The organism is Sphingomonas sp. SP4, assembly GCF_058313375.1.
This window is the reverse complement of the sequence record NZ_JBZFLE010000002.1, coordinates 74997-95699: the sequence shown is the minus strand read 5'-3', so window position 1 is coordinate 95699 and position 20703 is coordinate 74997. Positions and strand designations below refer to the sequence as shown.

25 protein-coding genes and 1 tRNA gene are annotated in these 20703 nt (G+C 60.9%); 8 read left to right on the top strand and 18 right to left on the bottom strand.

All coding sequences use genetic code 11. The annotated features are described in order from the left end of the window. Positions 1 to 45: 45 nt before the first annotated feature. Genes AC4GYV_RS09770 through AC4GYV_RS09760 form a run of 3 tightly spaced genes read left to right on the top strand, consistent with a single transcriptional unit; the run spans position 46 to position 3788 of the window. Positions 46 to 2082 (top strand): alpha/beta hydrolase family protein, encoded by a 2037-nt coding sequence (locus tag AC4GYV_RS09770; RefSeq protein WP_491100522.1) that lies wholly within the window; start codon positions 46 to 48, stop codon positions 2080 to 2082. Continuing rightward, positions 2060 to 2602, top strand: coding sequence for an energy transducer TonB (locus AC4GYV_RS09765; protein ID WP_491100521.1), 543 nt, complete (start codon positions 2060 to 2062; stop codon positions 2600 to 2602). Before AC4GYV_RS09770 ends, AC4GYV_RS09765 begins: the two co-directional genes overlap by 23 nt. Beyond that, positions 2595 to 3788, top strand: a complete 1194-nt coding sequence (locus AC4GYV_RS09760) for a TIGR03032 family protein (RefSeq protein ID WP_491100520.1) — start codon at positions 2595 to 2597, stop codon at positions 3786 to 3788. Before AC4GYV_RS09765 ends, AC4GYV_RS09760 begins: the two co-directional genes overlap by 8 nt. Before the next feature lie 14 nt (positions 3789 to 3802). Here AC4GYV_RS09760 and AC4GYV_RS09755 read toward each other — a convergent pair whose 3' ends face one another. The 8 genes from AC4GYV_RS09755 to AC4GYV_RS09720 form a co-directional block, all read right to left on the bottom strand. Then, on the bottom strand, positions 3803 to 5215 hold the full coding sequence (locus tag AC4GYV_RS09755) for a TolC family protein (RefSeq protein ID WP_491100519.1): 1413 nt from the start codon (positions 5213 to 5215) through the stop codon (positions 3803 to 3805). A gap of 116 nt (positions 5216 to 5331) precedes the next feature. Continuing rightward, positions 5332 to 6321, bottom strand: coding sequence for an HAD family hydrolase (locus tag AC4GYV_RS09750; protein ID WP_491100518.1), 990 nt, complete (start codon positions 6319 to 6321; stop codon positions 5332 to 5334). Between the two features lie 145 nt (positions 6322 to 6466). Next, the gene (locus AC4GYV_RS09745; protein WP_491100517.1) at positions 6467 to 6967 is read right to left on the bottom strand and encodes a hypothetical protein; all 501 of its coding nucleotides are present in this window, start codon (positions 6965 to 6967) and stop codon (positions 6467 to 6469) included. A 105-nt stretch (positions 6968 to 7072) separates the two neighbouring features. Then, the gene (locus tag AC4GYV_RS09740; protein ID WP_491100516.1) at positions 7073 to 7603 is read right to left on the bottom strand and encodes a hypothetical protein; all 531 of its coding nucleotides are present in this window, start codon (positions 7601 to 7603) and stop codon (positions 7073 to 7075) included. 85 nt (positions 7604 to 7688) lie between these two features. Beyond that, positions 7689 to 8207: a hypothetical protein gene (locus AC4GYV_RS09735; RefSeq protein ID WP_491100515.1), complete on the bottom strand. Its 519-nt coding sequence runs from the start codon at positions 8205 to 8207 to the stop codon at positions 7689 to 7691. A 65-nt stretch (positions 8208 to 8272) separates the two neighbouring features. After that, positions 8273 to 8635: a hypothetical protein gene (locus AC4GYV_RS09730; protein WP_491100514.1), complete on the bottom strand. Its 363-nt coding sequence runs from the start codon at positions 8633 to 8635 to the stop codon at positions 8273 to 8275. A gap of 51 nt (positions 8636 to 8686) precedes the next feature. After that, positions 8687 to 8989 (bottom strand): hypothetical protein, encoded by a 303-nt coding sequence (locus AC4GYV_RS09725; RefSeq protein WP_491100513.1) that lies wholly within the window; start codon positions 8987 to 8989, stop codon positions 8687 to 8689. A 54-nt stretch (positions 8990 to 9043) separates the two neighbouring features. Further along, a complete protein-coding gene (locus AC4GYV_RS09720; protein WP_491101580.1) occupies positions 9044 to 10087 on the bottom strand; it encodes a rod shape-determining protein in 1044 nt (347 codons plus the stop codon). A gap of 287 nt (positions 10088 to 10374) precedes the next feature. Between AC4GYV_RS09720 and AC4GYV_RS09715 the strand changes: the two genes are divergently transcribed. Continuing rightward, positions 10375 to 10620, top strand: a complete 246-nt coding sequence (locus AC4GYV_RS09715) for a hypothetical protein (protein ID WP_491100512.1) — start codon at positions 10375 to 10377, stop codon at positions 10618 to 10620. 161 nt (positions 10621 to 10781) lie between these two features. On the opposite strand, the gene nusG is transcribed toward AC4GYV_RS09715, so the two are convergent. Next, a complete protein-coding gene (gene nusG / locus AC4GYV_RS09710) occupies positions 10782 to 11321 on the bottom strand; it encodes a transcription termination/antitermination protein NusG (RefSeq protein WP_491100511.1) in 540 nt (179 codons plus the stop codon). 23 nt (positions 11322 to 11344) lie between these two features. Next, complete coding sequence (secE, locus tag AC4GYV_RS09705) at positions 11345 to 11542, bottom strand: preprotein translocase subunit SecE (RefSeq protein WP_491100510.1); 198 nt, start codon at positions 11540 to 11542, stop codon at positions 11345 to 11347. 140 nt (positions 11543 to 11682) lie between these two features. On the opposite strand from secE, the gene AC4GYV_RS09700 reads away from it, so the two are divergent. After that, positions 11683 to 11758 (top strand) — tRNA-Trp (locus tag AC4GYV_RS09700). Positions 11759 to 11763: 5 nt separating this feature from the next. On the opposite strand, the gene AC4GYV_RS09695 is transcribed toward AC4GYV_RS09700, so the two are convergent. The 3 genes from AC4GYV_RS09695 to AC4GYV_RS09685 form a co-directional block, all read right to left on the bottom strand. Then, complete coding sequence (locus AC4GYV_RS09695; RefSeq protein ID WP_491100509.1) at positions 11764 to 13725, bottom strand: CocE/NonD family hydrolase; 1962 nt, start codon at positions 13723 to 13725, stop codon at positions 11764 to 11766. 63 nt (positions 13726 to 13788) lie between these two features. Then, the gene (locus AC4GYV_RS09690) at positions 13789 to 14172 is read right to left on the bottom strand and encodes a hypothetical protein (protein ID WP_491100508.1); all 384 of its coding nucleotides are present in this window, start codon (positions 14170 to 14172) and stop codon (positions 13789 to 13791) included. A 111-nt stretch (positions 14173 to 14283) separates the two neighbouring features. Next, on the bottom strand, positions 14284 to 15225 hold the full coding sequence (locus tag AC4GYV_RS09685) for a LysR family transcriptional regulator (RefSeq protein ID WP_491100507.1): 942 nt from the start codon (positions 15223 to 15225) through the stop codon (positions 14284 to 14286). Between the two features lie 167 nt (positions 15226 to 15392). Between AC4GYV_RS09685 and AC4GYV_RS09680 the strand changes: the two genes are divergently transcribed. Then, entirely contained in the window at positions 15393 to 16220 is an 828-nt protein-coding gene (locus AC4GYV_RS09680) for a DODA-type extradiol aromatic ring-opening family dioxygenase (RefSeq protein ID WP_491100506.1), read from the top strand. A gap of 2 nt (positions 16221 to 16222) precedes the next feature. On the opposite strand, the gene AC4GYV_RS09675 is transcribed toward AC4GYV_RS09680, so the two are convergent. From AC4GYV_RS09675 to AC4GYV_RS09655, 5 genes are all read right to left on the bottom strand, one after another. After that, positions 16223 to 16486: a YdeI/OmpD-associated family protein gene (locus AC4GYV_RS09675; protein ID WP_491100505.1), complete on the bottom strand. Its 264-nt coding sequence runs from the start codon at positions 16484 to 16486 to the stop codon at positions 16223 to 16225. A 56-nt stretch (positions 16487 to 16542) separates the two neighbouring features. Then, positions 16543 to 16758 (bottom strand): hypothetical protein, encoded by a 216-nt coding sequence (locus AC4GYV_RS09670; protein WP_491100504.1) that lies wholly within the window; start codon positions 16756 to 16758, stop codon positions 16543 to 16545. A 134-nt stretch (positions 16759 to 16892) separates the two neighbouring features. Beyond that, positions 16893 to 17450: a hypothetical protein gene (locus tag AC4GYV_RS09665; RefSeq protein WP_491100503.1), complete on the bottom strand. Its 558-nt coding sequence runs from the start codon at positions 17448 to 17450 to the stop codon at positions 16893 to 16895. A 67-nt stretch (positions 17451 to 17517) separates the two neighbouring features. Beyond that, positions 17518 to 18174, bottom strand: coding sequence for a hypothetical protein (locus AC4GYV_RS09660; protein ID WP_491100502.1), 657 nt, complete (start codon positions 18172 to 18174; stop codon positions 17518 to 17520). A 281-nt stretch (positions 18175 to 18455) separates the two neighbouring features. After that, a complete protein-coding gene (locus AC4GYV_RS09655; protein ID WP_491100501.1) occupies positions 18456 to 19130 on the bottom strand; it encodes a hypothetical protein in 675 nt (224 codons plus the stop codon). 267 nt (positions 19131 to 19397) lie between these two features. Between AC4GYV_RS09655 and AC4GYV_RS09650 the strand changes: the two genes are divergently transcribed. Then, on the top strand, positions 19398 to 20201 hold the full coding sequence (locus tag AC4GYV_RS09650) for a 2'-5' RNA ligase family protein (protein WP_491100500.1): 804 nt from the start codon (positions 19398 to 19400) through the stop codon (positions 20199 to 20201). A gap of 170 nt (positions 20202 to 20371) precedes the next feature. Further along, complete coding sequence (locus AC4GYV_RS09645) at positions 20372 to 20665, top strand: hypothetical protein (RefSeq protein ID WP_491100499.1); 294 nt, start codon at positions 20372 to 20374, stop codon at positions 20663 to 20665. Positions 20666 to 20703: the final 38 nt, after the last annotated feature.

Below are 20703 nucleotides of genomic sequence, written 5' to 3'. Positions count from 1 at the left end.
GGGACGGCGGGAGCTCTCGCAGGGGCTCCCGCCGAATGCAAATCTATGAAACGATTCATCAAACTCATATTGTCAGCCGCGGTCGCGGCCGCGCCTCTGACCGCCACCTCAGCAAGGGACCTGGGCACGCATCCGGACTCCCCGCTCAAGCTAACCGAGATATGGGGAACGATGCGCCCGCAGTTCGCGAACCTGCGCATTTCGCCCGACGGCAAGTATTTCACCAGCGTCGCCAAGATCGATAACGATCACACGATCCTGCACATCATCGACCGTCAGAAGATGACGGTGATCGACAGCGAGACGTTCGATGGCGATTTCTCGGTCCAGTCGGCGACTTGGTTCGACAATGAAAACCTGCTGCTGACGCCGAATTACAAGAGCAAGCTGTCAGAAGGCCGGGGCGGGATCGGCGTCTTCATGCGCAACATCAAGACGCGCCAGATGCGCCCCCTGTTCGAAGGCACCGCCGACAATGATGCCGGCGGAGGATCGATCATCGGGAAGATCGACCACGACCACTATTGGATGGACGTCTATCCGTCCGGCGCGAGCTATTCCGAGTTTCCGTACAACTATCTCTACAAGCTCGACATCCGGTCGGGGATTGCAACGAAGGTGATGAAGGCGCCTTCGCGCACGGCCACCTTCGTGTTCAATCGCAAGGATGAAGTGACGCACGCCGTCGGGTCTCTGCCCGACAGCTTCGACGATGTCGTCGTTCACAAGCGCGTCGGAAACAGCTGGGTGCTCGAAAGCCAGTTCCGCAAGAAGGATGGCGGATGCATTCCGATGCGTTGGCACAAGATCGATCCAAACAAGATCCTATACATCTGCGACGATCAGATCCCGACCGGCGCTGCTTATTGGGTCGACGTGAAGACGGGCAAAAAGGAGCTGATCTACAGCAATCCGAAGGTCGAGATCGGCCACCTTCAAACGAATGCCGACGACAAGCCGACCTACGCGGAATTCGAATATGATTATCCGATCGTGAAGTGGCTCGACCCGCAGGACTACGACGTCAAGCTGAAGGAGCGGATCCATGCGACCTTCCCGAACAAGGTCGTCACGATCACGTCGAAGACCGACGATGGGATCGAGGCGGTTCTAAGCGTTGCCGACGAGCACGGACCCGGCAAATATTATCTCTACAACGAATATGACGGGAAGATCCGCTTCCTGCTCGATCCGATGCCGGGTCTCAATCGCGATGCGTTCCCCAACATGCACGCGGTGCACTTCACGGCTCGCGATGGCATGGAGATCGTCGGCTATCTGACCGTGCCCAAGCAGGCCAAGTCCATGAAGAGCCTGCCGCTGATCATCCACCCGCATGGCGGCCCATACGGCCCACGCGACATGTGGGGATACAACCCCGAAGTCGCGGCCATGGCCAACGCCGGATACGCGGTGCTGCAGGTCAACTATCGCGGCTCGGGCGGATATGGCCGTAAGTTCACTTACGATTGGTACGGCCATTGGGGTCTCGAGATGCAGGAGGATCTCGAGGACGCGACTTATTGGGCGATCAAGTCCGGCGTCGCCGATCCGAACCGGATCTGCATCTACGGCGCATCCTACGGCGGCTATGCGGCCCTAGAGGGCGTTGTGAAGACGCCCGACCTGTACAAATGCTCGATCGGCTATGTCGGCGTCTACGACCTGACGACCTTCATGAAATATGGCGACGTCAGCCGTTCCTCAGGGGGCCGCCGCTATCTCGCGGAGGCGCTCGGGACCGACCAGGCGGACCGCGACCGGCGCTCTCCGACGCCGAACGTCGACAAGATCAAGGTCCCGGTGTTCCTGGTCGAAGGCATGCAGGACGACCGCGTCTTCCCGAAGCATTACCTCGACATGAAGAAGGCGCTGAAGGACAGGGGTCACCGGTTCGAAACGCTGGAAATCCAGCGCGCGGCCCATGGCGCCCGCGATCCTGAAAGCGTCCTCGAAATATCATGCCGGATGATCGACTTTTTCGACCGCCACATCGGTCCCGGAAAGCCGATGGACAAGCCGGACGATTGTCAGTTCCCGGGCACGAAGGCTCTGAAATATGAATATTATGTCGGTAAGTAGGTCGGCGGTCTACGCCGTCGCGGCTCTGATCCCGCTGCAAGCCGGGGTGCCTGTATCCGCGCAGGTCACCGAGGCTTTCAGGCGCCCGGATTGCTCGGCCTACGCAGGCCAGCTCAAGGCGGAGAGCCGCTGCTTCCGCGATGTCGATCTTGCGTGGAAGCGAGCCAATTATGCGGCGCTCCAAAAGACGGGTCTCGAATTCATCTACATGGCTCGTCCCGATCTGAACTCGAACCCCGCCGCGATGAAGGCACGCAAGGACGACATCGAAGGTTCGTTCGACATCAAGTTCTCGGTCAACACGGACGGCAAGGTCTACGACGTGAAGCTCGCCAGCGTCACGACCGGCGGCATCCAGCCGGTCGCACAGCTTTGGATGGACACCATCCGGCAGTGGACATTTACCCGGATCGACAAGCCCGTCGTGGATCTCGACTACAAGCGAATCTACCTGCACTCGAAAGAAGCCGACGAGGATCAGGACGAGGACAAGAAGAAGCACGATTCAGACAATGACTGATCTGGAAGACGAGGTTCTCGGCGAAAGCGATGAGGGCATGACGAAGACCAACGGCGATGTCGCGACTCTGACGAAGGTTTCTGCACCCGAGGCCGGCAACGACGAAGTCCTGGAGGCGACAGCGGGAACTTCGGAGAAGGCGGCGGAAGAGACGCCAGTCGAGCCGGTCAAAAAGAGCTGTTCGCCCGGTCTGACCGGCTGGATGGATCGCAACCGGCTGTCGATCGCCTTCACTTCTTATCAGAGCGGACGCCTCTACCTGATCGGGTCGGATCAGAAGCACCGGCTGTCGTTCCACGAGCGCCTCTACCAGCGCGCCATGGGCGTCGTCGGTAATGGACAGCGCCTCTATATGGGCGGCCTTTATCAAATCTGGCGGTTCGAAAACATTTTAGCCGAAGGCCAGCTTGCGAACGGCATGTTCGACAAATGCTATGTGCCGCGTAACGCGCAGTTCACCGGTGCGCTCGACATCCATGAGCTCGGTATCCGGCCCGACGGAACCGTCGTGTTCGTCAATACCAAATACAATTGCCTGGCCGTTCCGAGCATCACGCATAGCTTCAAGGCGGTTTGGAAGCCGGAGTTCATCAGCAAGATCGTGCCCGAGGACCGATGCCACCTCAACGGCCTCGCAATGCGCGATGGCAAGGCGAGATACGTTACCGCCGTGTGCAAGTCGGACACCGTCGACGGTTGGCGCGACCGGCGTCAGGACGGCGGCATCGTGATCGACATCCAGACGAACGAGATCGTCTGCGAAGGTTTGTCGATGCCCCACTCGCCGCGCTGGGCGGACGGCGAGCTGTGGGTCCTCAACTCGGGCACGGGCTTCCTCGGCACCGTGGATTTCGAGACGAAGAGCTTTGTACCGCACACATTCTGCCCGGGCTTCCTTCGCGGCCTCGCGATCAAGGGCCGCTACGCCGCGGTCGGGCTGTCGAAGCCGCGTTACGAGCGGTTCGAAGGCCTCGACCTGCAGAAGAACCTCGAAGACAAGGACAGCGAGGCCTGGTGTGGTGTCCAGATCATCGATCTGGAGTCCGGCACGGTCGTCGAATGGCTACGCCTTGATGGACCCGTGACCGAACTGTTCGACGTGGCTTTCCTGGACGACGTGAAGTGCCCCATGGCGCTCGGCCAGCGAAGCCCGGAGAACCTGAGCCTGGTTTCGTTCGAGACATAAACGCCGTCTGGGCCTCACCGGCCGAACGCCGTTCCGATCGTCTGAACGGGCAGCTCCGCAGACGACTTGGCGGATAGCGCGTCGGTGTCGCCGATCAGGCGCTTCAGTCGGAATACGGCGTTGTTGTAGTCGATGTAGGCTTCGGCGGTCGCGGTTTCGGCGGAGCGCCACGCCTGTCGTGCGTTGGAAACCTGCGCGACCAGTCCCTGCGCCGTCTCGGGAGGTGCGGACAGCAGCATCTGCTCGGCGCGCTGCAGAGCCTGCAGCGCCTGCTTTGGATCGGGCAAGTTCCGGATCCTATTCTCCGCGCGTGATACCGCTAACAATTGTTGGCGCACGTCATAGGCGACGCGCTCCCGCAACTCCTCCAGATCGGCGTCGGCCTGCTCGCTCTGGATGCGCGCCACTTCCCGGTTCCGGCGCAGCTGCCCATTGTCCCACTGCACCAGCGGGAGATTGACGTTGACCAGACCGCCCTGGGTGCGGAGCCGGTCGTAGCGACCATCGAAGAACGCTCCACCCGCAATCTGCTGGCTGGCGAAGGCGCCGACGCGTACCGTCGGCTTGCGATAGTCGGAAACCTGCTGGACCGACGTCTGCGCCTGCTTCACGCGCAGTTGCGCGGACTGCACGTCCGGCCGTCGGTTGAGCGCCTGTTCGAGCAGGCCGTTTCGCTCGATCGGCTGCTTGCGACCGCGGAAGTCGCTGGTCAGGCGGAGGCGCGCTTCGGGCGGCACCCTCAGGATCTGCTTCAGCCCATCCTGGGCGTTGTCCGCATTCTCTCGACTGCTCTGCGCGGTCTGCTGCGCGTTGGCGAGCTCGACCTGAAGGAAGTTGCCGAGCGCCGAGTTCGGCCCTGCGCGCGTCAGCAAGTCGGCGATTTCCTTTGCGACACGCTCGTCGGCATCGGCATTGTTCTGCGCTCGTAGGGCGTTGAGATAGCTAGTCTGCACGTCGAGCGTGACGTCGAGCGCGGTGTTGGTCACATCATTCGCTGCGATGCCGCGCCAGATATCGGCTTGGCGCACCTGTCGCCGGATCACGCCGCCAATGTCGATCGGCATCGACAGGTCTGCGCTGGCGGTCGACTGAAACTGACCGAGGCTCGAAACCTGATACTCATAGGTATCGCCATGAGACACGAGGTCGCGTGCCTGCTGGTTGATCGCGACATTGGTCGTCAGTCTCGGCCGATATTGCGACTTCGCATTGTCGAGCCGCAACTCGTTCTGCCTCAACGAGCGATTGGCGCGCGCCGTCCTGAAGCTGCGCTGCTGAGCCAGAGATACCGCGTCGTCGATACTCAGATCGTAAGTGCGGCCGGCGACCTGCTCGGCCGAAAGCTCGCCTTGGAGCGGCGGCTCAGCGTTGGAGACAGCTGAGCCGAAAACGCAGAAGCCACACAACAAACGCAGATACAGACGCATTCGGCACTCCGACTTTCGGTTCGCTTGTCGCCGATCGCGCCCAAGCCGTCCGAGGGCAGCGCGCGATTCTCAACAATTGCTAAGCGATTGCCGCGGCGGTTTCGAGCGCCAATAGGTCATTGGTCGAAGGCGAAGATCCTTTTCCAGTCCTTCTTCATGTCGATGACGGTCCAGCGATTGGCAGCGGCTGCGTGGAGGGTCGTCTTGCTGAGCTTCCCGAACTTCGTGTCTTGGTCGTACGCATATTCGCGCGTCGCGTCGGTGTGATGGACGATCATCGCGAGGCGCGGATGGCCATTGCCGACCGTCGTCCACTGGAGCATTTCGAGGTCACCGTCGGAATTGCCGAACGCCGCGATCGGACGTCGTCCGATATGCTCGTTGATGCCGATCGGCTTGCCGCTCTTGTCGTCGATGAAGTCGACCGCCGGCAATCGCATGAGCGTGGGGACGCCGTCCTTCATCACCCATTGCGTCTTGATCGATGAGCCGACGACCTGCGCAGGCGGAACGCCATAGGCTTTTTCGGTCCACGGCCGCATGAACTCGATGCCGCCGCCCGACACGATGTAAGTCGTGAAGCCGTTCGCGCGGAGATAGGCGAGCAGCTCGACCATCGGCTGATAGGTCAGCTCGTTATAGTGGCGCTTGAACCGCGGATGGCGGGCGGTGGCGATCCATTGGGAAACGATGTCGGTGAAGTCAGCGGTGCTCATCCCGGCGTGCGTCGCCGCCATGATTTCCATCACGCCTTTCTCGCCGGAAGCCGCGAGCGCCTTCATGTCGCCTTCGAGCACGGCCTTGTAAGGCTGGGTCGTCTTCCATTCCGGATGCTGCGGCGCGAGCGCCTTCACCCGATCGAGCGCGAAGACGAACTGCGTGTACACCGGATGCTCGACCCACAAAGTCCCGTCATTATCGAACACGGCAATGCGATCGGGGGGCGGGACATAATCGGGCGAGCCCTTCCGTGTGACCTTCTCGACGAAGGAGATGATCGCAGCCTTGGGCGCGGTGTCGTTCCAGGATTTCAGCGGATCGGCAGCAGCCGCGGCAGCTTGAACAAGCAATGCCGCCGCGAGGAAAATGCGGACAAACTTTGACACGGCATCCCTCCTCGAACCACGCAAGTGCTTCCGGTATGGATGGACCGGCAGGAAGTGGCCTATCGGGTGAAGTCCCCATGGCCGTTGCCCGACAGCATCTGCGCTGGAAGTTCGCCAGGTTCGCTCCTCTACGCGCGTGCGCGGGTCAGCATTCGTTGCCGTCCTCCAGGGGCGCTTCGAATTCGATCCGGGTGAGGGGACCGTCGAGCGTGACGCCGTCGTCGCCGGCTTCAGGATCCGGCGCGAGCATTCGGTCCATCCACGTGCCGAACCGCTGCGCCCGGCGGTACCGCAGCAGGAACATGGTCAGCCGCTCGTCATAGTGGCGCGTCTCACCGACCTGCTCGCCCTTGTAGAAGATGGGGCGCGGAACGCCGTTGAGCGCGCGGCCGAGCGCCGCTTGCTCCAGCCGGTGCATTCCGCAATCCAGCGCCGCGTCCCACGCCCGGCGAAAGCCGACGCCGCACGGACGGTGGCGAAGCTTGTAGGCCGCGCTGTCGGACATGCCGACCCGCCGGCACGCTTCTTCGACGCAGGCGGTCTCCGCGAGCGCCTCGATGAAGGCGATCTGCTTGTCCGCCGTCCAGCCGTCGTGGCGGGGGCGGAGAGGGACGGGTTCGAATTCTATGGGGAGATTGGATGCCATCATGCCTCCGGAAAAAAGGAGGCGGGGCAGTTATCGCAAAGGAGGGTGTGTAGGACAGCGGGAAATGGCGACGAGCTAATGTCCGCAATGGGTGGAAAGCGGACATTAGCGCGGACTATATTTCAATCCTGTCGTTACCGCGTCCGCTTCTACGATAGTGAAGGTATCATGGCGGCTGGTGATGCCTTTGAACACGTAACCGCCGACCTGCACCGGCAAGGGATGGCTGGCTCTTCCCCACAGCATGTCTAACTGCTTGGCTCCCCAGGCGCGTTCGGCCTTAGAGCTTTCTGGAGCGGCGATTTCCATCAGCCGCTCGATGAATGCTCTTCTGTCCTTGACTGGTTCGTATGGCTCGACGTCTCGCTGGTTTACGACGAACTGCTTTAGCCTTCCGTCTTTCGAGAGCAGGTAGGTCGCAAAGCGACCAGTTGGCGCATCATAATGCACACTGATTAGGTCGCGCATTTTAGGCCCTGCCGCATGCTCAGAACCGGCCGTAACGTGGTGAACATCCAAGTGCGCCTGAGCGGCAGCAACTAGAGCTTCGCCGCGTTCCCGCCCAATCAGCTCAGCGGCGTGGCATGCAGTCGCAAGCAACATGGCGAAGGTGAAAGCAAGAACGCGCAAGAACATCTGCGTCGACTAATGTGGCCCCGAGCGTTTCTACAGTCCTAATGTCCGCAATGGGTCGAAAGCGGACATAATCCGAGCCACCGTTTCACTCACGCGACTTGCCACTCTCTCCAGCCCGGAAGTCTCTAAAGTAGAGTTGATCGATATCGTAGGGAGTGAAGTGAAGCTCGTCGGGGTAGAAGCCGTCACCGGAGGTCGGATACTCAGAGTTGTTGTGCCTGTAGGAAGATTTTAGGTCGAAGAACGCGCCGCAAAAAAGGTCCCGCATCTTAGTCAGGTGAACGCGGATTTCGTCCGCACGGTTGGAGAACAGGAGCACCCGATAGCGGTTGCCCAATGTCTCACTAAGCCGGTCACGGTATTCCCTCTGCTCAAATAGGCTGAGAGCAGCGTAATCAACGCCTTCTTCCTTTGCGTTATGTTCGTAGTGCCCAAGGGAAGCTTGGACGCGTGCCCAGATTTCGGCCCATCGCTCGTCCTGACGAACCCGGAATAGGTAGTTGCCACCCCCGAGATCGTGGCTCGTGTCGAGGCCCTCGTAGGCGATTGACCAAGACCCGTCGCAGCTCTCCACAAGATCTGTGTTGGGCTTCCGTAGGCGCATGGGGTCGTTCGTATCCGGCAGCGCCTAATGTCCGCAATGGGTCGAAAGCGGACATTCGCCTTCGGTCACTTGAGCCGGATACGGCGGGTCTTCCTGTCATCGTGCCATGTGGAAACTTCGGCTTCGTCCCCGACCACTCTCAATAACCGCATGTAGCCTGAGCCACGCCAAGTCACCCGAGTGACCTTCATCGTCGAGGGGTCAATGCGCACGAGATTAAAGCTAGGCTTCGTCCACATCGGGACCAAAATGTCGCCTTCATATTCTATGGGCGACTGGTGGAACCTGAGCGACACCGGCTCGCCCCACAGAAATCGCCGAACGACGGGCTCTCCGTCGATCGCCAGCGTGCAGGTTATCGGACCCGCCTGGCCGATCTGCCGACAATCCGAGAACTCAACATCGCACCCGGCAAGAACAATCCCCATGGCGGTGTTTTATCGGCCGGCCCAATGTCCGCAATGGGTCGAAAGCAGACGTTAGCTCACGGGCCTTACGTAGGCGCTCCAATGTTCCAGCACGTCGCTTTGGCGTTCGTCGTTCCAATTAAGGGGCATCAGACACTCGGTGCCATTTGCCATCTGCAATCCGAGCCACATTACGTCTTCGAACTTGTCGAAACCGGCACCTATGAAGTTCCAACGCTCACCTGCGCGGTGCGCGTCTCCATCCGCATCCACGAATGCCCGAATGACCTCTAGATCTTGGCCCCGCGTCGCATTCTCGGTTTCCCAAGGTCCGAAGGTTTCGGGATATTGCAAAGGTGCTTCAGCGACTTTCACGGGTCGAGCGATATTGCCGGGTCGGAACGTCCGCAATGGCTCGAAAGCAGACTGTCAGGCGCTTGCGACATCAACTCGGTATTCAGCATCGTCAAGCGCCCGACCGGCTCCGAGCGCCACGCAGGTTAGCGGTTCGGATGCCAAGTGAACCGGGAGGCCAACCTCGTCGCCAAGCATCGGACAGATGTCTCTGAGCAACGAGCCGCCACCGGTCATGGTTATCCCCTGATCAATGATATCGGCTGCGATCTCAGGTTCGCTGTGCTCAAGCGCTACCCGCACAATCTCTATGATCTGACCGATCGGCTCGCTCAGAGCATCTGCAATTTCTGCCTGGCTCAGACCGATCTCGCAAGGGTTGCCCGAAGCAACGTCGCGCCCCCCAGCGAAGCCTAAGACATGCATTGCTTCTGGTGACGGCACTGCCGATCCGATCTCCTGTTTTATACGTTCGGCCGTAGGGCCGCCGATCATTACGTTATGTCGGCGCCGGACGTGCGCCACGATTGCATCATCCATCTTATCGCCGCCCACGCGAATAGACGTGCTGAAGGTCGGCCTTTTCAGGGATATGATGCCGACCTCGGTTGTGCCGCCTCCAATGTCGACAACCATTGAGCCGACGGGCTCATCGACAGGCAGACCAGCTCCCAGGGCCGCAGCCATAGGCTCTTCGATCAGCCACACTTCTCGAGCGCCGGCATTGAAGGCGGCTGCTCGTATCGCTCTGCGCTCGACCTGGGTGGAAGCGGAGGGCACGCCAATCACGACTTCCGGGCCACGCGCCAACACGGAATGGGATCCAGAAGCCCTGGCGATGAAGTGCTTGATCATGTGCTCTGCAATTTCGAGGTCGTTGATGACCCCGTCATTGAGCGGGCGGTAAGTGTGGATGTTGTCCGGCGTTTTCCCAATCAGGATTTTGGCTTCGCTGCCCACCGCCCGAACGCGTTGAACTCCGTTGACGGTTTCGAGCGCCACAACCGAGGGCTCGTTGATTACGATGCCCTCACCCGGCACGAAGACCAACGTGTTCGCAGTTCCAAGGTCGATGGCGAGCTGGTGCGAGTTACCGGGGATAAAACGACTGAAATCCATCACACCATCGATTCTCACGATCCGTGGCCAAGCCTGGCCGCCGCACTGGCACTCGGGCATCCTGAATTTTGCCCATTTCTCAGACGGGTAGAACGGGGGGTTACGCTTCGGACCAGGCGAGCCCGTAAAGTCGGAAAGTCGTCCCTCCTCACTCCGCTGCTTTTCTCGAAGTCGTTCGATGAAGCGCCGCGCACGTGAGGTAAGTCGCTAAGAACTCGGGCAAAACACCGATGTCTGCAGGACCTTCAGAGTCGCAGCGTTGAGATCGCTGTCTGGGAATGGGGAAAATGCCGAAGAGGAGTGCCTACGCAGTAGCGCTCGGCTTGCACGCGGAAGTGAGGGCGACCGATGTTCCGCGTCGTCCTGCAAGTTCACGGAACGTCGCCGATGGCTTCTACTTTCAGCTTGAAGCCTTTCTCGACAACTGGCGCCACCAGGGCGTGGAAGAAGACGTCGTTCGCGCTGGCCTTGAGCGCGCCCGGCGGACATCCTTGGCGATGGAAGACTTCGGACGCCGACTAAAAGGCTGGTAAGCTATCGTCTGTCGACAGGCATCGAGGCGCGCAGCGCATTGCGCGGCGAGCAAAGCTCGCGCCCTGCAAAGGCTGGAAAAGAGAAGGGCCGCCGAAGCGGCCCTTGGCATTAGGAGCTGGACCCCTGCCTGCGCAGGGGCCAGGCGAATAGACGCAGCGGCCTACTTGACCCGCTCGACCTGCTCGAACTCCAGCTCGACCGGCGTCGCGCGCCCGAAGATCGACACCGACACCTTCACGCGGCCGCGGTCGAAGTCGAGTTCCTCGACCACGCCGTTGAAGCTCGCGAACGGGCCGTCCAGCACCTTGACCGCATCGCCTATCTCGTAATCGACGTTGACCTTCGGCTTGGCGCCGTGGGCCGCGGCCTCTTCCTTGGTGTCGAGCATGCGGGCGGCCTGGGCATCCGGGATCGGCTGCGGCTTGCCGCCGGGGCCGAGGAAGCCGGTCACCTTCGGCGTGTTCTTGACGAGGTGGTAGACCTGGTCGTTCATCTCGAGCTTGGCGAGGACGTAGCCCGGCATGAACTTGCGCTCGGCCTGGACCTTCTTGCCGCGCTTGATCTCGGTCACCGTTTCGGTCGGCACCTCGATCTGCTCGACGAAATTCTCGAGACCCATGCGGCTCGCTTCGCTCATGATCGCGTCGCGGACCTTGTTCTCGAAACCGGAATAAGCGTGGATGATGTACCAGCGGGACATGTTCGTTTCTCGTGCCTCGTTGCTTAGCCGAGCAGGCTCAGCAGCCATTTGACCAGCGTCGAGAAAAAGGCGTCGACGCCGAAGAAGAATACCGAAAGCAGAAGCGTCATGATGATCACCATGATGCCGGTGGCGACCGTCTCCTTGCGCGTCGGCCAATGGACCTTCGCCGTTTCGGCGCGGACCTGACGGATGAATTCGCCGGGGGACGTTTTAGCCACGTTTCGTACTGCTCTCTTGCGGATAGAAAAGCGCCCCGCGGACCTGACGGGCCGGCGGGGCTGAATGTCACTTAGCGGTGGACCGATGAGTCTTCAAGGTTGCGCGACGCGATTGCCGTAGCTACCTCGCGCGTCGGCCTAGGGGTATAGCTCAGTTGGTAGAGCATCGGTCTCCAAAACCGAGGGTCGTGGGTTCGAGTCCCTCTGCCCCTGCCATTTCCTCACTTCACAATCGGTAGCCCGACCCACGAGCCGTCAGGCCCCGTGAACACCTTCTGCGTGGCCGCGCGATAGTCCTCCGCCTTCGCGAAGAAGATGTTGGGGACATAGGTCTGCGGGTTGCGGTCGTAGAGCGGGAACCAGCTCGACTGCACCTGCACCATCAGGCGATGGCCGGGCAGCACGACATAATCGACATTGGGCAGCGCGAACTCGCACGTGACCGTCTGGTTCGCTGGGAGCGGCGAGGGGTGGGCGGCATCTTTGCAGTAGCGCCCGCGCATGATGTCCATGGAGATGCCAAGCTGGTAGCCGCCCATTTCCGGCTTTTGCGGATACTGGTCCGGATAGACGTCGATCAGCTTCACGACCCAGTCGCTGTCCGTGCCGCTCGTCGAGGCGCGCAGGTGGACGAGGGGCGTGCCGGCGAGCTTCAGCGGCTGGGTGAGCGGCCGGCTTTCGTAGGTAAGGACGTCGGTGCGGCCTTCCGCGAAGCGCTGGTCGTCTTCGAGCCAGGTGCGCCAGGTCGAGCCCTTCGCCCAGGGTGAAATGTTCGGACGTGCGCGGTAGGTGACCGGCTTGTTCGGGTCCGAGACGTACGTGTCCACGCCTTGGCCGGCGGGCGCCGTGAAGCTGACCCTGTTGCCCGCCGCGAGATAGAGCGGCGTCAGGTTCGCCGGGCAGCCGGTGGTGCAGGATTGCGGCCAGTCTGCGAGGCGCTGCCATTGGTTGGTGCCGGCCTGGAAAGCAGTGACTCGGGCGATGTCTGCTGGCGGGCCATCCTTCAGCTGCTGGTTGAGGAAGGGCAGCAACACGTTCTGCCGGAACCACTTGGCGGTGTCCGAACCCCACTCCAGCGCGCCGAGCGCCGAGGCCGAGCCATTCACCTGGCCGTGGTGCCATGGGCCGAGCGCGAGGTGGGCATTGGGGCTGCTCTTCACCGCGTTGAAAACGGCTGGCGCGCCGTAAATGTCTTCCTGGTCCCACAGGCTATCGATCAGCAGGGTGGGGACCGTGAGAGGCTTTGCACCGAGGATTCTGTCGACCGCCTGCAGCTGCCAGAATTCGTCATAGGCAGGATGTTCGGTGAGGCGGTTCCAGAAGGGCAGCTGCCGCATGCCCATCGCATCGCCATAGGCTCCGGCCGAGCCGTAATTCATGAACGCCTGATAGTCGTCGTATGCGTTCGAGAACCAATCCTCGTCGGAGGACTTGGTCGCCGTCTGGCCGTAGACGTAGCTGATCATCTCCTGCCGGAAAGCGCCGTTGTGGAACCAGTCGTCGCCTTTCCACACGTCGACCATGGGATTGATCGGCACGGACGCCTTCAGCGCCGGGTGCGGGTTCACGAGGCTCATCAGGGTGGTGAAGCCGTCGTAACTGGTCCCGATGGTTCCGACCCGGCCATTGGTTTCCGGCACGTGCTTCACCAGCCAGTCGATCGTGTCGTAGGCGTCGGTCGAATGGTCGACCTTGGTCGGATTGAGCGGCCCGACGAGCGGGCGGTTCATCACATACTCGCCCTCCGACTTATATTTTCCACGCACGTCCTGGACGGCGAAGATGTAGCCCGCACGCACCAGCTCCGCTTCGAGCGGGGAGAGGATGTTCTCCGGCAGCGGTCCGCCGTTGCCGCTGGTCGCGCTATTCGCCGAGTAAGGCGTGCGGTCCAGCATGATCGGGAACTTGCCCGCGGTGCGAGGGATGATGAGCACGGTGTAGAGCTTCGCCCCGTCGCGCATCGGGATCATCAGCTCGCGGCGGATGTACTGGAAGCTGGCGCGCGGCGGCGTGAAGCTCTTCGGAATATCGCCGCCGACGGGGTAGGGCGTCGAGAACGACGGGTGGAAGTTTCGGGGAATATCGCCGCCCGGCTGGACCGCAGGCTGGACGTGACTTTCTGCAAGTAGCGGCGCGGACAATGCCAGCGCCGCGAACGCGACTGCGAATTTCCTGAGACGCATGCGACTCCCTCTCCGGGCGGCTGTTTGGCACGCCCGGTCTGGGAGTATCAAGTGAACGCTGGTTTAGGCCGGCCAGGCCTCGACTTCGGGGATGAAGCCGCGCCGCTCGCCGATGTGCGCGAGCACGCGCCACACGTCGTTCGACGACAGGCCGACGTCGAACAGCTTGCGGATGTCCCTGGTCTTCAGCTCATCGCGGTACCAGGCACGGATCGCGAAGATGCGCAGCGCCTCGAGCCGCTCATTGGCAAGCGGGCGCTTGATGCGGAGGCCGAAGAAACGGGCAACACGCGCGCGTAGCGTGCCCGGCTCGGCATGCGGACCGTCGCGGCGGCCGATCTCGACCGCATCCCATTCCAGCTGTCCGAGCAAAGTCCCGGAACCCGAACTCGGAACTGGAGCGGTTGAATTGAGAGCCCGCTCGATCGCAGCGCTTTGAAACGTCATTGCCGTGTTTCCCTTTTTCGACACGGCTGATGTGGTTATGCTTCGCCGGGTTGAAAACGGCGTGCTTTATTGAAGTTCGCTTTCTTCTCAGTAAACGATGAGCGTTAATGCTCAGGCGGCAGTCCGGTGCTCGACCTGCTCCGACTGCTCCTTTTCGAACCGGAATTGCTGGATCTTCATCGTCAGGAAATCGATGAAGGCGCGAACCTTTGCCGAGAGGAACTTTCGGCTCGGATAGACCGCATACATGGTGGCCATGAACTGGGCGGTGCCGGGAAGCACGTTCTCGAGCTGCCCCTGCGCCATCTCCGCCTCGACCATCACCTGGGGCAGGAAGGTCATGCCCATGCCTTCGAGCGCCGCGAAGTGCAGCAGGCTCTCGTTACCGCTTTCCAGCACGGTCTTGAACTTGACCGTCTCGGGTCCGTCAGGGCCGTCGAAGGTAATCGAATTGCTGAGCTTGGCCTGGTTGTACATCAGCAGCGCATGGCCGTTTAGGTCCGACAATTTCTCCGGCCGGCCCGCGCGTTCGAGATAGGCCGGCGAGGCGACGAGATGGAATTGGACGTCGACCAGCGGCCTCGCGATCAGGCTGGCGTCAAGCTTGTCGGGCTTCGATGCCCTGAGCGCCAGGTCGAATCCTTCGTCCACCATGTTCACGATGCGGCCGCTGAGATCGAAGTCAAAGCAGACGTCGGGAAAGCGTTGCTGGAACTCGGCGAGGATCCTCGCGAAGCTCTGGCTGGCGATGAAGACCGGGGCGCTGACCCGCAACGTCCCGCGCGGCGTGACCGTGACATTGCTGACGGCGGCTTCGACCTCGTCGAGGCCATCGATCATCTGCTTGGCCTGGTTGAAGTAGAGGACGCCCGTTTCAGTCAGGCTGACGTGGCGGCTGGTGCGATTAAGTAGTCGGCTGCCAAGGCGATTCTCGAGGTGCATCACATGCTTGCTGGTCATGGCAGGGGAGAGGCCCAGCCGGTTCGCGGCGGCGGTGAAGCTCTTCAAATCGGCGACGGTGCAGAAGACGCGGATGCTGGTCAGGGTGTCCATTTGATCATCAACTCAGGTGAAAGGCTGTTTCAATGATAGGCGTGTTGATCAACTGAGGTCAAAGGTCGATATTCCGACTTATCGAATTTCGAACACCGGTAGCCGCGGCTTTCAGCCCCCTCCCCCTCGCCCCCTGAACGCGGCTACCGGAACCCACCGAGAGAGGCATGACCAGCACTCGACTGCCGACCTATTTCATCAGCCATGGCGGCGGCCCCTGGCCCTATATGGAAGGCCAGTTCCGCCGGAACTTCGACAAGCTGGAGCAGTCGCTGATCGACATGCGCCGTGAGCTTGGCGACCGGGTAAAGGCGGTGCTGGTGATCACCGGGCACTGGGAATCCGACGGATTCATGATCTCGTCGGGAGCCAAGCCGGGAATGGTCTACGATTATTCGGGCTTCCCGGAATTCCTCTACCATATCAAATACCAGGCCCCGGGCTCGCCCGAGCTTGCGCGGCGCATCCAGTCGCTGCTGAAGGCTGGCGGCATCGAGGCTGACCTCGATCCGTGCCGGGGCTTCGACCATGGCACCTTCAGCATCATGAAGCCGATGTGGCCGGAAGAGAATGTTCCGATCGTCCAGCTGTCGATCGACCGCAATTACGATCCGCAGCAGCACTTGCAGATCGGCCGCCTGCTAGCGCCATTGCGAGACGAGGGCGTGCTGATCGTCGGCAGCGGCTTGACCTATCACAACCTTGGCGAAATGCGGGACGCGCGCGGTATCGAGCCGTCGCGTCGGTTCGATGCGTGGCTGCAGGACACGTTGATCAAATCCGCGCCGGAGGATCGGACGGAGCGGCTGATCGACTGGGAGCAGGCGCCGCTAGCCCGCGCCGCGCATCCGCGCGAAGATCACTTGATCCCGCTGATGGCGGTCGTCGGCGCAGCCGAGGACGAGCCGGGCTTCACGACCTATCACCAGGACGATCTGATGGGCGGGATCACCGCATCCAGCTTCAGGTTCGGAGAAGTACCGGACGCTGATTGAAGTTAGCGGTGAGAGCAGCCCGGCCAACAGCATGGCCGCCGCTTCCCGTCCCGCAGGTTCGAACAGCCCCAATCGATCCGCTTGCGCCGGGTCTCATCCTTCTTCGCGGACTCAATCCAGCAAATCCACTCGTTCCGCGCCAGCGGAGTGATGTCGTGCCAGGTCGCCAGTGCGCCGGGATCGTGTGCAAGCGCGATCTTCAGGTCATCGGGCAAATCATGCACAACGCCGCCGGGCAAGTCTTGCTGGTCAGTCGCGGTCGTCATTGCGCCCAAGCTAAGCGGTTTAGCGGAATGTCCGCAATGGGTGGAAAGCGGACACTCTACTCATACGGATTGAAGCCCGAACGCATAAGCTCTCCCGCTTCTTTCCCAATGTGCGTCCCGCACCAAGGGCAGAACTGGATGAAGCAATCGTAACGACCACTCGGCGTTAGGAGCATTGCGCCTGCCACCTTCGGGTGCATTTCAATCAAAGCGTCCGGCAGGTCGGCCTCAGGCACACCCTTGTAGTGATCGCGCCCATAAGCTCGCATCATTTTACAGCAAGGGTCCAACATGCCTCATGGTCACATACGGCTCAAATGTCCGCAATGGGTCGAACTCAGACGTTCGCAGCTTGGGGCGCTTTGGGGTGGGAGTCCGGCAATTCGTTCCCGCAGGATAATCGCACCTACACGGCCCAGTTTTCGAGAAAAGTGTTGGCAACGTAGCCAGCGCACGCGATCCCGAGCAGCACCAAATCCTGCCACCTTCGCCGGGATACGAGCAGTAGTATGACGGGCGGCCAGTAGGTTGCCTGAGCGAACACGAAGATCGGGTCTACCTTTGCAGGATGATGAATGAGCGTTTGTGTGAAGCTGATGAGGTTGGGGATCAGGATGCCCAGGACGACCCACCTTTTGTGCTTCCAATAATAGTCGTCGAGGTTCGGCCACTCATCGATGTTTCGCGGGAAAACCAGTCCTGACGCGATGAAATAGACGAGCGCGATAAACAGCCCGAGGTACATTGTCCCCCAGCTGATCGTGATCGACGCACGGATTGCCCAAGCGAAGATCCAGAAGCTCGTGATGTCGAGAAAGATGAAGATCGCGAGCAGTGGAGTCAGCAGGCCGATCTTTACCCGGTGCCTCGCCCCGATGGCGTTCAGAAACCCGCTGGCAACCTGCGCGACCGAAAGGCCTAGGATCAGTCCGTAATACGAAAGATAGAAGCTGAAGCCGTCCATTCGCCCCCGTTACGCCAGCGTAACAGGCTCGCTGATGTCCGCAATGGGTGGAAAGCTGACATCAGCGTCAGAGATCCCGCCTCGCATCATAGCGATGCAACATCAGTTCACGGCGCATCTCTTCCACCGCCGAACGAATGAGGGACAGGGAGTCGGCAATTTCCGCGCCTGTTTCTAGGGCACCGACTGCTAAAGATATGGCCGCCAAGCGCTGCCCCAATTCTTCATCGATCTTGTCGATGCGCGCGGCGTGCCGGAACACATTCGTTTGCATCGTGGCAAGCGCCCGTTCCAACAGCATCTGTCGAGTAAGCGCGTCTTTCGCTCGTCGAGCGGCGCCCGATTGTTTCTCTCGCGGCACGCCTCGACGTGTTTGGTTCTCGTTTGCGGGTCTGGGCGAAACCGACAGCGGCTCGTGAAATCTCGCCATTGTGCCTTGCGGCAATTGACGAGACACGAGATCTGCCATCGCGGCAGTTGCATCGAGGTCGAAATTCAATCCGACAAATTGCGTTCTGTCCCTAACGGCGGCTCGTCCGACGCCCAGGATTTCGCAAACTGATCCATCGGGCCGGACGGCGCGGAACCGGGCAGTATAGATTTCGTCCAGGCGTCCAGCAGTTTCGAGCTCGCCCTCGACGACCGGAATGTCGTCGCGATGAATCCTTGGAAGCCAGTCGCCTTTGCTGAGTTTCTTAGGCGAGTCTCCATCGACACCCAGCATCTGACGACTTCGCGAGCATAGGACTAGCTCTTCGGATTGAAGGTCTAGGGTCCAATAACCTGCGAGTATCTGAACAGTCATTTGCTGTCCTACGTGCAAGAATGCGCGCTCAATTTTTTAAAGCGGGCTGGAGGAACTGCAACATTCAAGCCGATGGCTGCTCGAAAGCCTCCGGTCGCTAGAGTCAGCTTTGGGTGGAAAGCGGACGTTAGCCTTTGATCCTCTTAGGTGCTCTTAAACGTTGGTGATCCCGCTTCGCCAGCTGGAGACGCAGGCGCCTCTTAGCTCCGCGGGCGGTCGAGTATGGGCTCGCAAATCGTGGAATCGGGCTTTGGCCAAGTCGGATCCGGCACGGGGTGCAAGCCGATCGCTTCGGCACGTTTCATAAAGCGAGCGGCGTTGTTGGTCATGCGCTTGAGACGGAGGCGCGCCCGAGTGATCAGGCCCTGCAGGCGCATCAAATCCTGGTGATCGAGGCTGGTCGCCCCGTCATAATCGGAGAGGTTGATCCATGCTGCGCGCTCATCGAGGCGGTGGACCTCATTGTTCGCGAATTCCGTGTACAGGCTCGAATATTCAAGCTTCTCGGCAAGATTGATGTGAGAAACTGTCGCCGCGTCCCGACTGTCCCAAACGCCGGTGCGAATGACCAAAGAGTCGGGAATGCCGATTGGACCTTTAAGCTTCATCGGGCGGCCGGCACGCCAGCTATCGAGCCATTGCTGTAGTTCGTCGAGCCGCGCGGCAATGCACCGGTTCTCGTCAGCCCGGTAGGTGTAGGTCGCAAGATCGCCGCTGATTTCTGCCCGGACGGCTTTGCGGAATTCACGTACCTCGCCGCGCCAGTGAAAGTCGTCGGCGACTTGCTGGGCCGCGAGAGCGATAAGGACGCCCAGCGTGACGATCGCGAGATCCCACGCGACGTTTTCCCAGCCGTGCGGCGGACTCAATTTCATGTGGGCACAGTCCGGACGACGATCATAGGTCGCTCATCACGATGTCACCGCGGAATTGGGCAGGTGGATACGCCACTGGCCGCCCGGCGACCGGAGCCTAGCAGGCCGCGCTATGTCCGCAATGGGTGGAAAGGGCACTTGCGCACTTCGAGCTGGCAAGGCTGTTCGTCTCCAAACTCATGCGGAGACTAGCGCCCGCGTTTCCACCGATATCGCCGCAAAGACGCTCGCCCTAAGCGTTCGGGGTTTCAATTAGGGGTGCCCTACATGCCGAAGATTTCTGCGCTCTGCGGGGCAGCCATTTTGGGAGCCATCGTTATGACGACGGGCGACGTTGCAGAAGCTACTCCTAAGGCGGCAACCGGCCAGACGGACATTATCGCGATCGACGTGCTGCTCGATCCCGATGCCGCAGCGATCGCTGCGGCCACCGGCGTGAACGGCAAGGTGCGGGCGGCTTTCCCGGCGAGCTTTGCGCTTGGCGACACCCACGCGCCGCACATCACCATGATGCAGCGATACGTCCACGCCAATGATCTCGGTGCAATCGAAGCGGCTGTGGCTGGCGTGCTCGCGAAACAGGACCCGCGGTCGCTGAAGCTCCAGACTGTTCGGCTGCATGCGGTTTCGGCCGCTTCCCTCGGCATGCCAGCGCAACCCGGAATGGGCGACATCGGCCTGCTCTTCCTGCTGGTGCAACCGACTCCCCAGCTGCGCGCGTTGCAGCATTCGGTTGCCGAGGCTTTGGCACCCTACACGGCCGCGAGCGGGGACGCGAACGCGTTCGTTCAGGACCCGGGCCAAACGATCAACTTGCCGACGATCACCTACGTCAAGGAATTCGTGCCGAAAGAATCCGGCGACAATTACCTGCCGCACATTACGACCGGGATGGCGACGATGGACGTGCTGAAGAAGATCGAAGCCGAACCTCGCGCGCCAGTGACGTTCAGCCCTGCAAGCGTTTCGATCTATCATCTCGGCAATTTCGGGACGGCGCGGACTCGCTTGTGGACATGGAGCCCGAAAACGGCCCTTTCCGCGCCCATGTCGGTACGCCTGCAACAATAGCGAATGGGGGCAGGGCTTTTATCGCAAACGTGCTCTCATCCTCATGTCGGCGATCGCTCGAAAGCGGGCGCCGGCGGGATGAACGTCAAGCACCGAGATAAGTGTATCTCCCAATGGCAGGGATGGCTGGAAGCATCCAAAGCGGGCGGCCTTCATGAGGAGATATCAAGATGCGTCCTGCCTTGCTCTTGCTGCTGGTGGCCGGCTCTGCTGCCCAGGCCCAGCCTGGGTCACAATATCCGATGGTCGACCGGATCGCCGCGACGATTGTCCAAAAATATCAGACGTCGAGCTGCGAGCAGCTGGCGGCGGAGAGGCAGGCGCCGCCTAATGCGCAGAAGGAAGCGCTCAAGGAACGCATCGGCAAGCAGCTCCAAAATGATGCCGCGATGCGAGCACAGCTTGTCAGCAAGGTGGCCGCGCCGGTGGTCGACAAGATGATCGCCTGCGGCTTCGTACCTTAATCTTCGGGTGGCAGCATGCCCCGACGTCAGGGGTAATC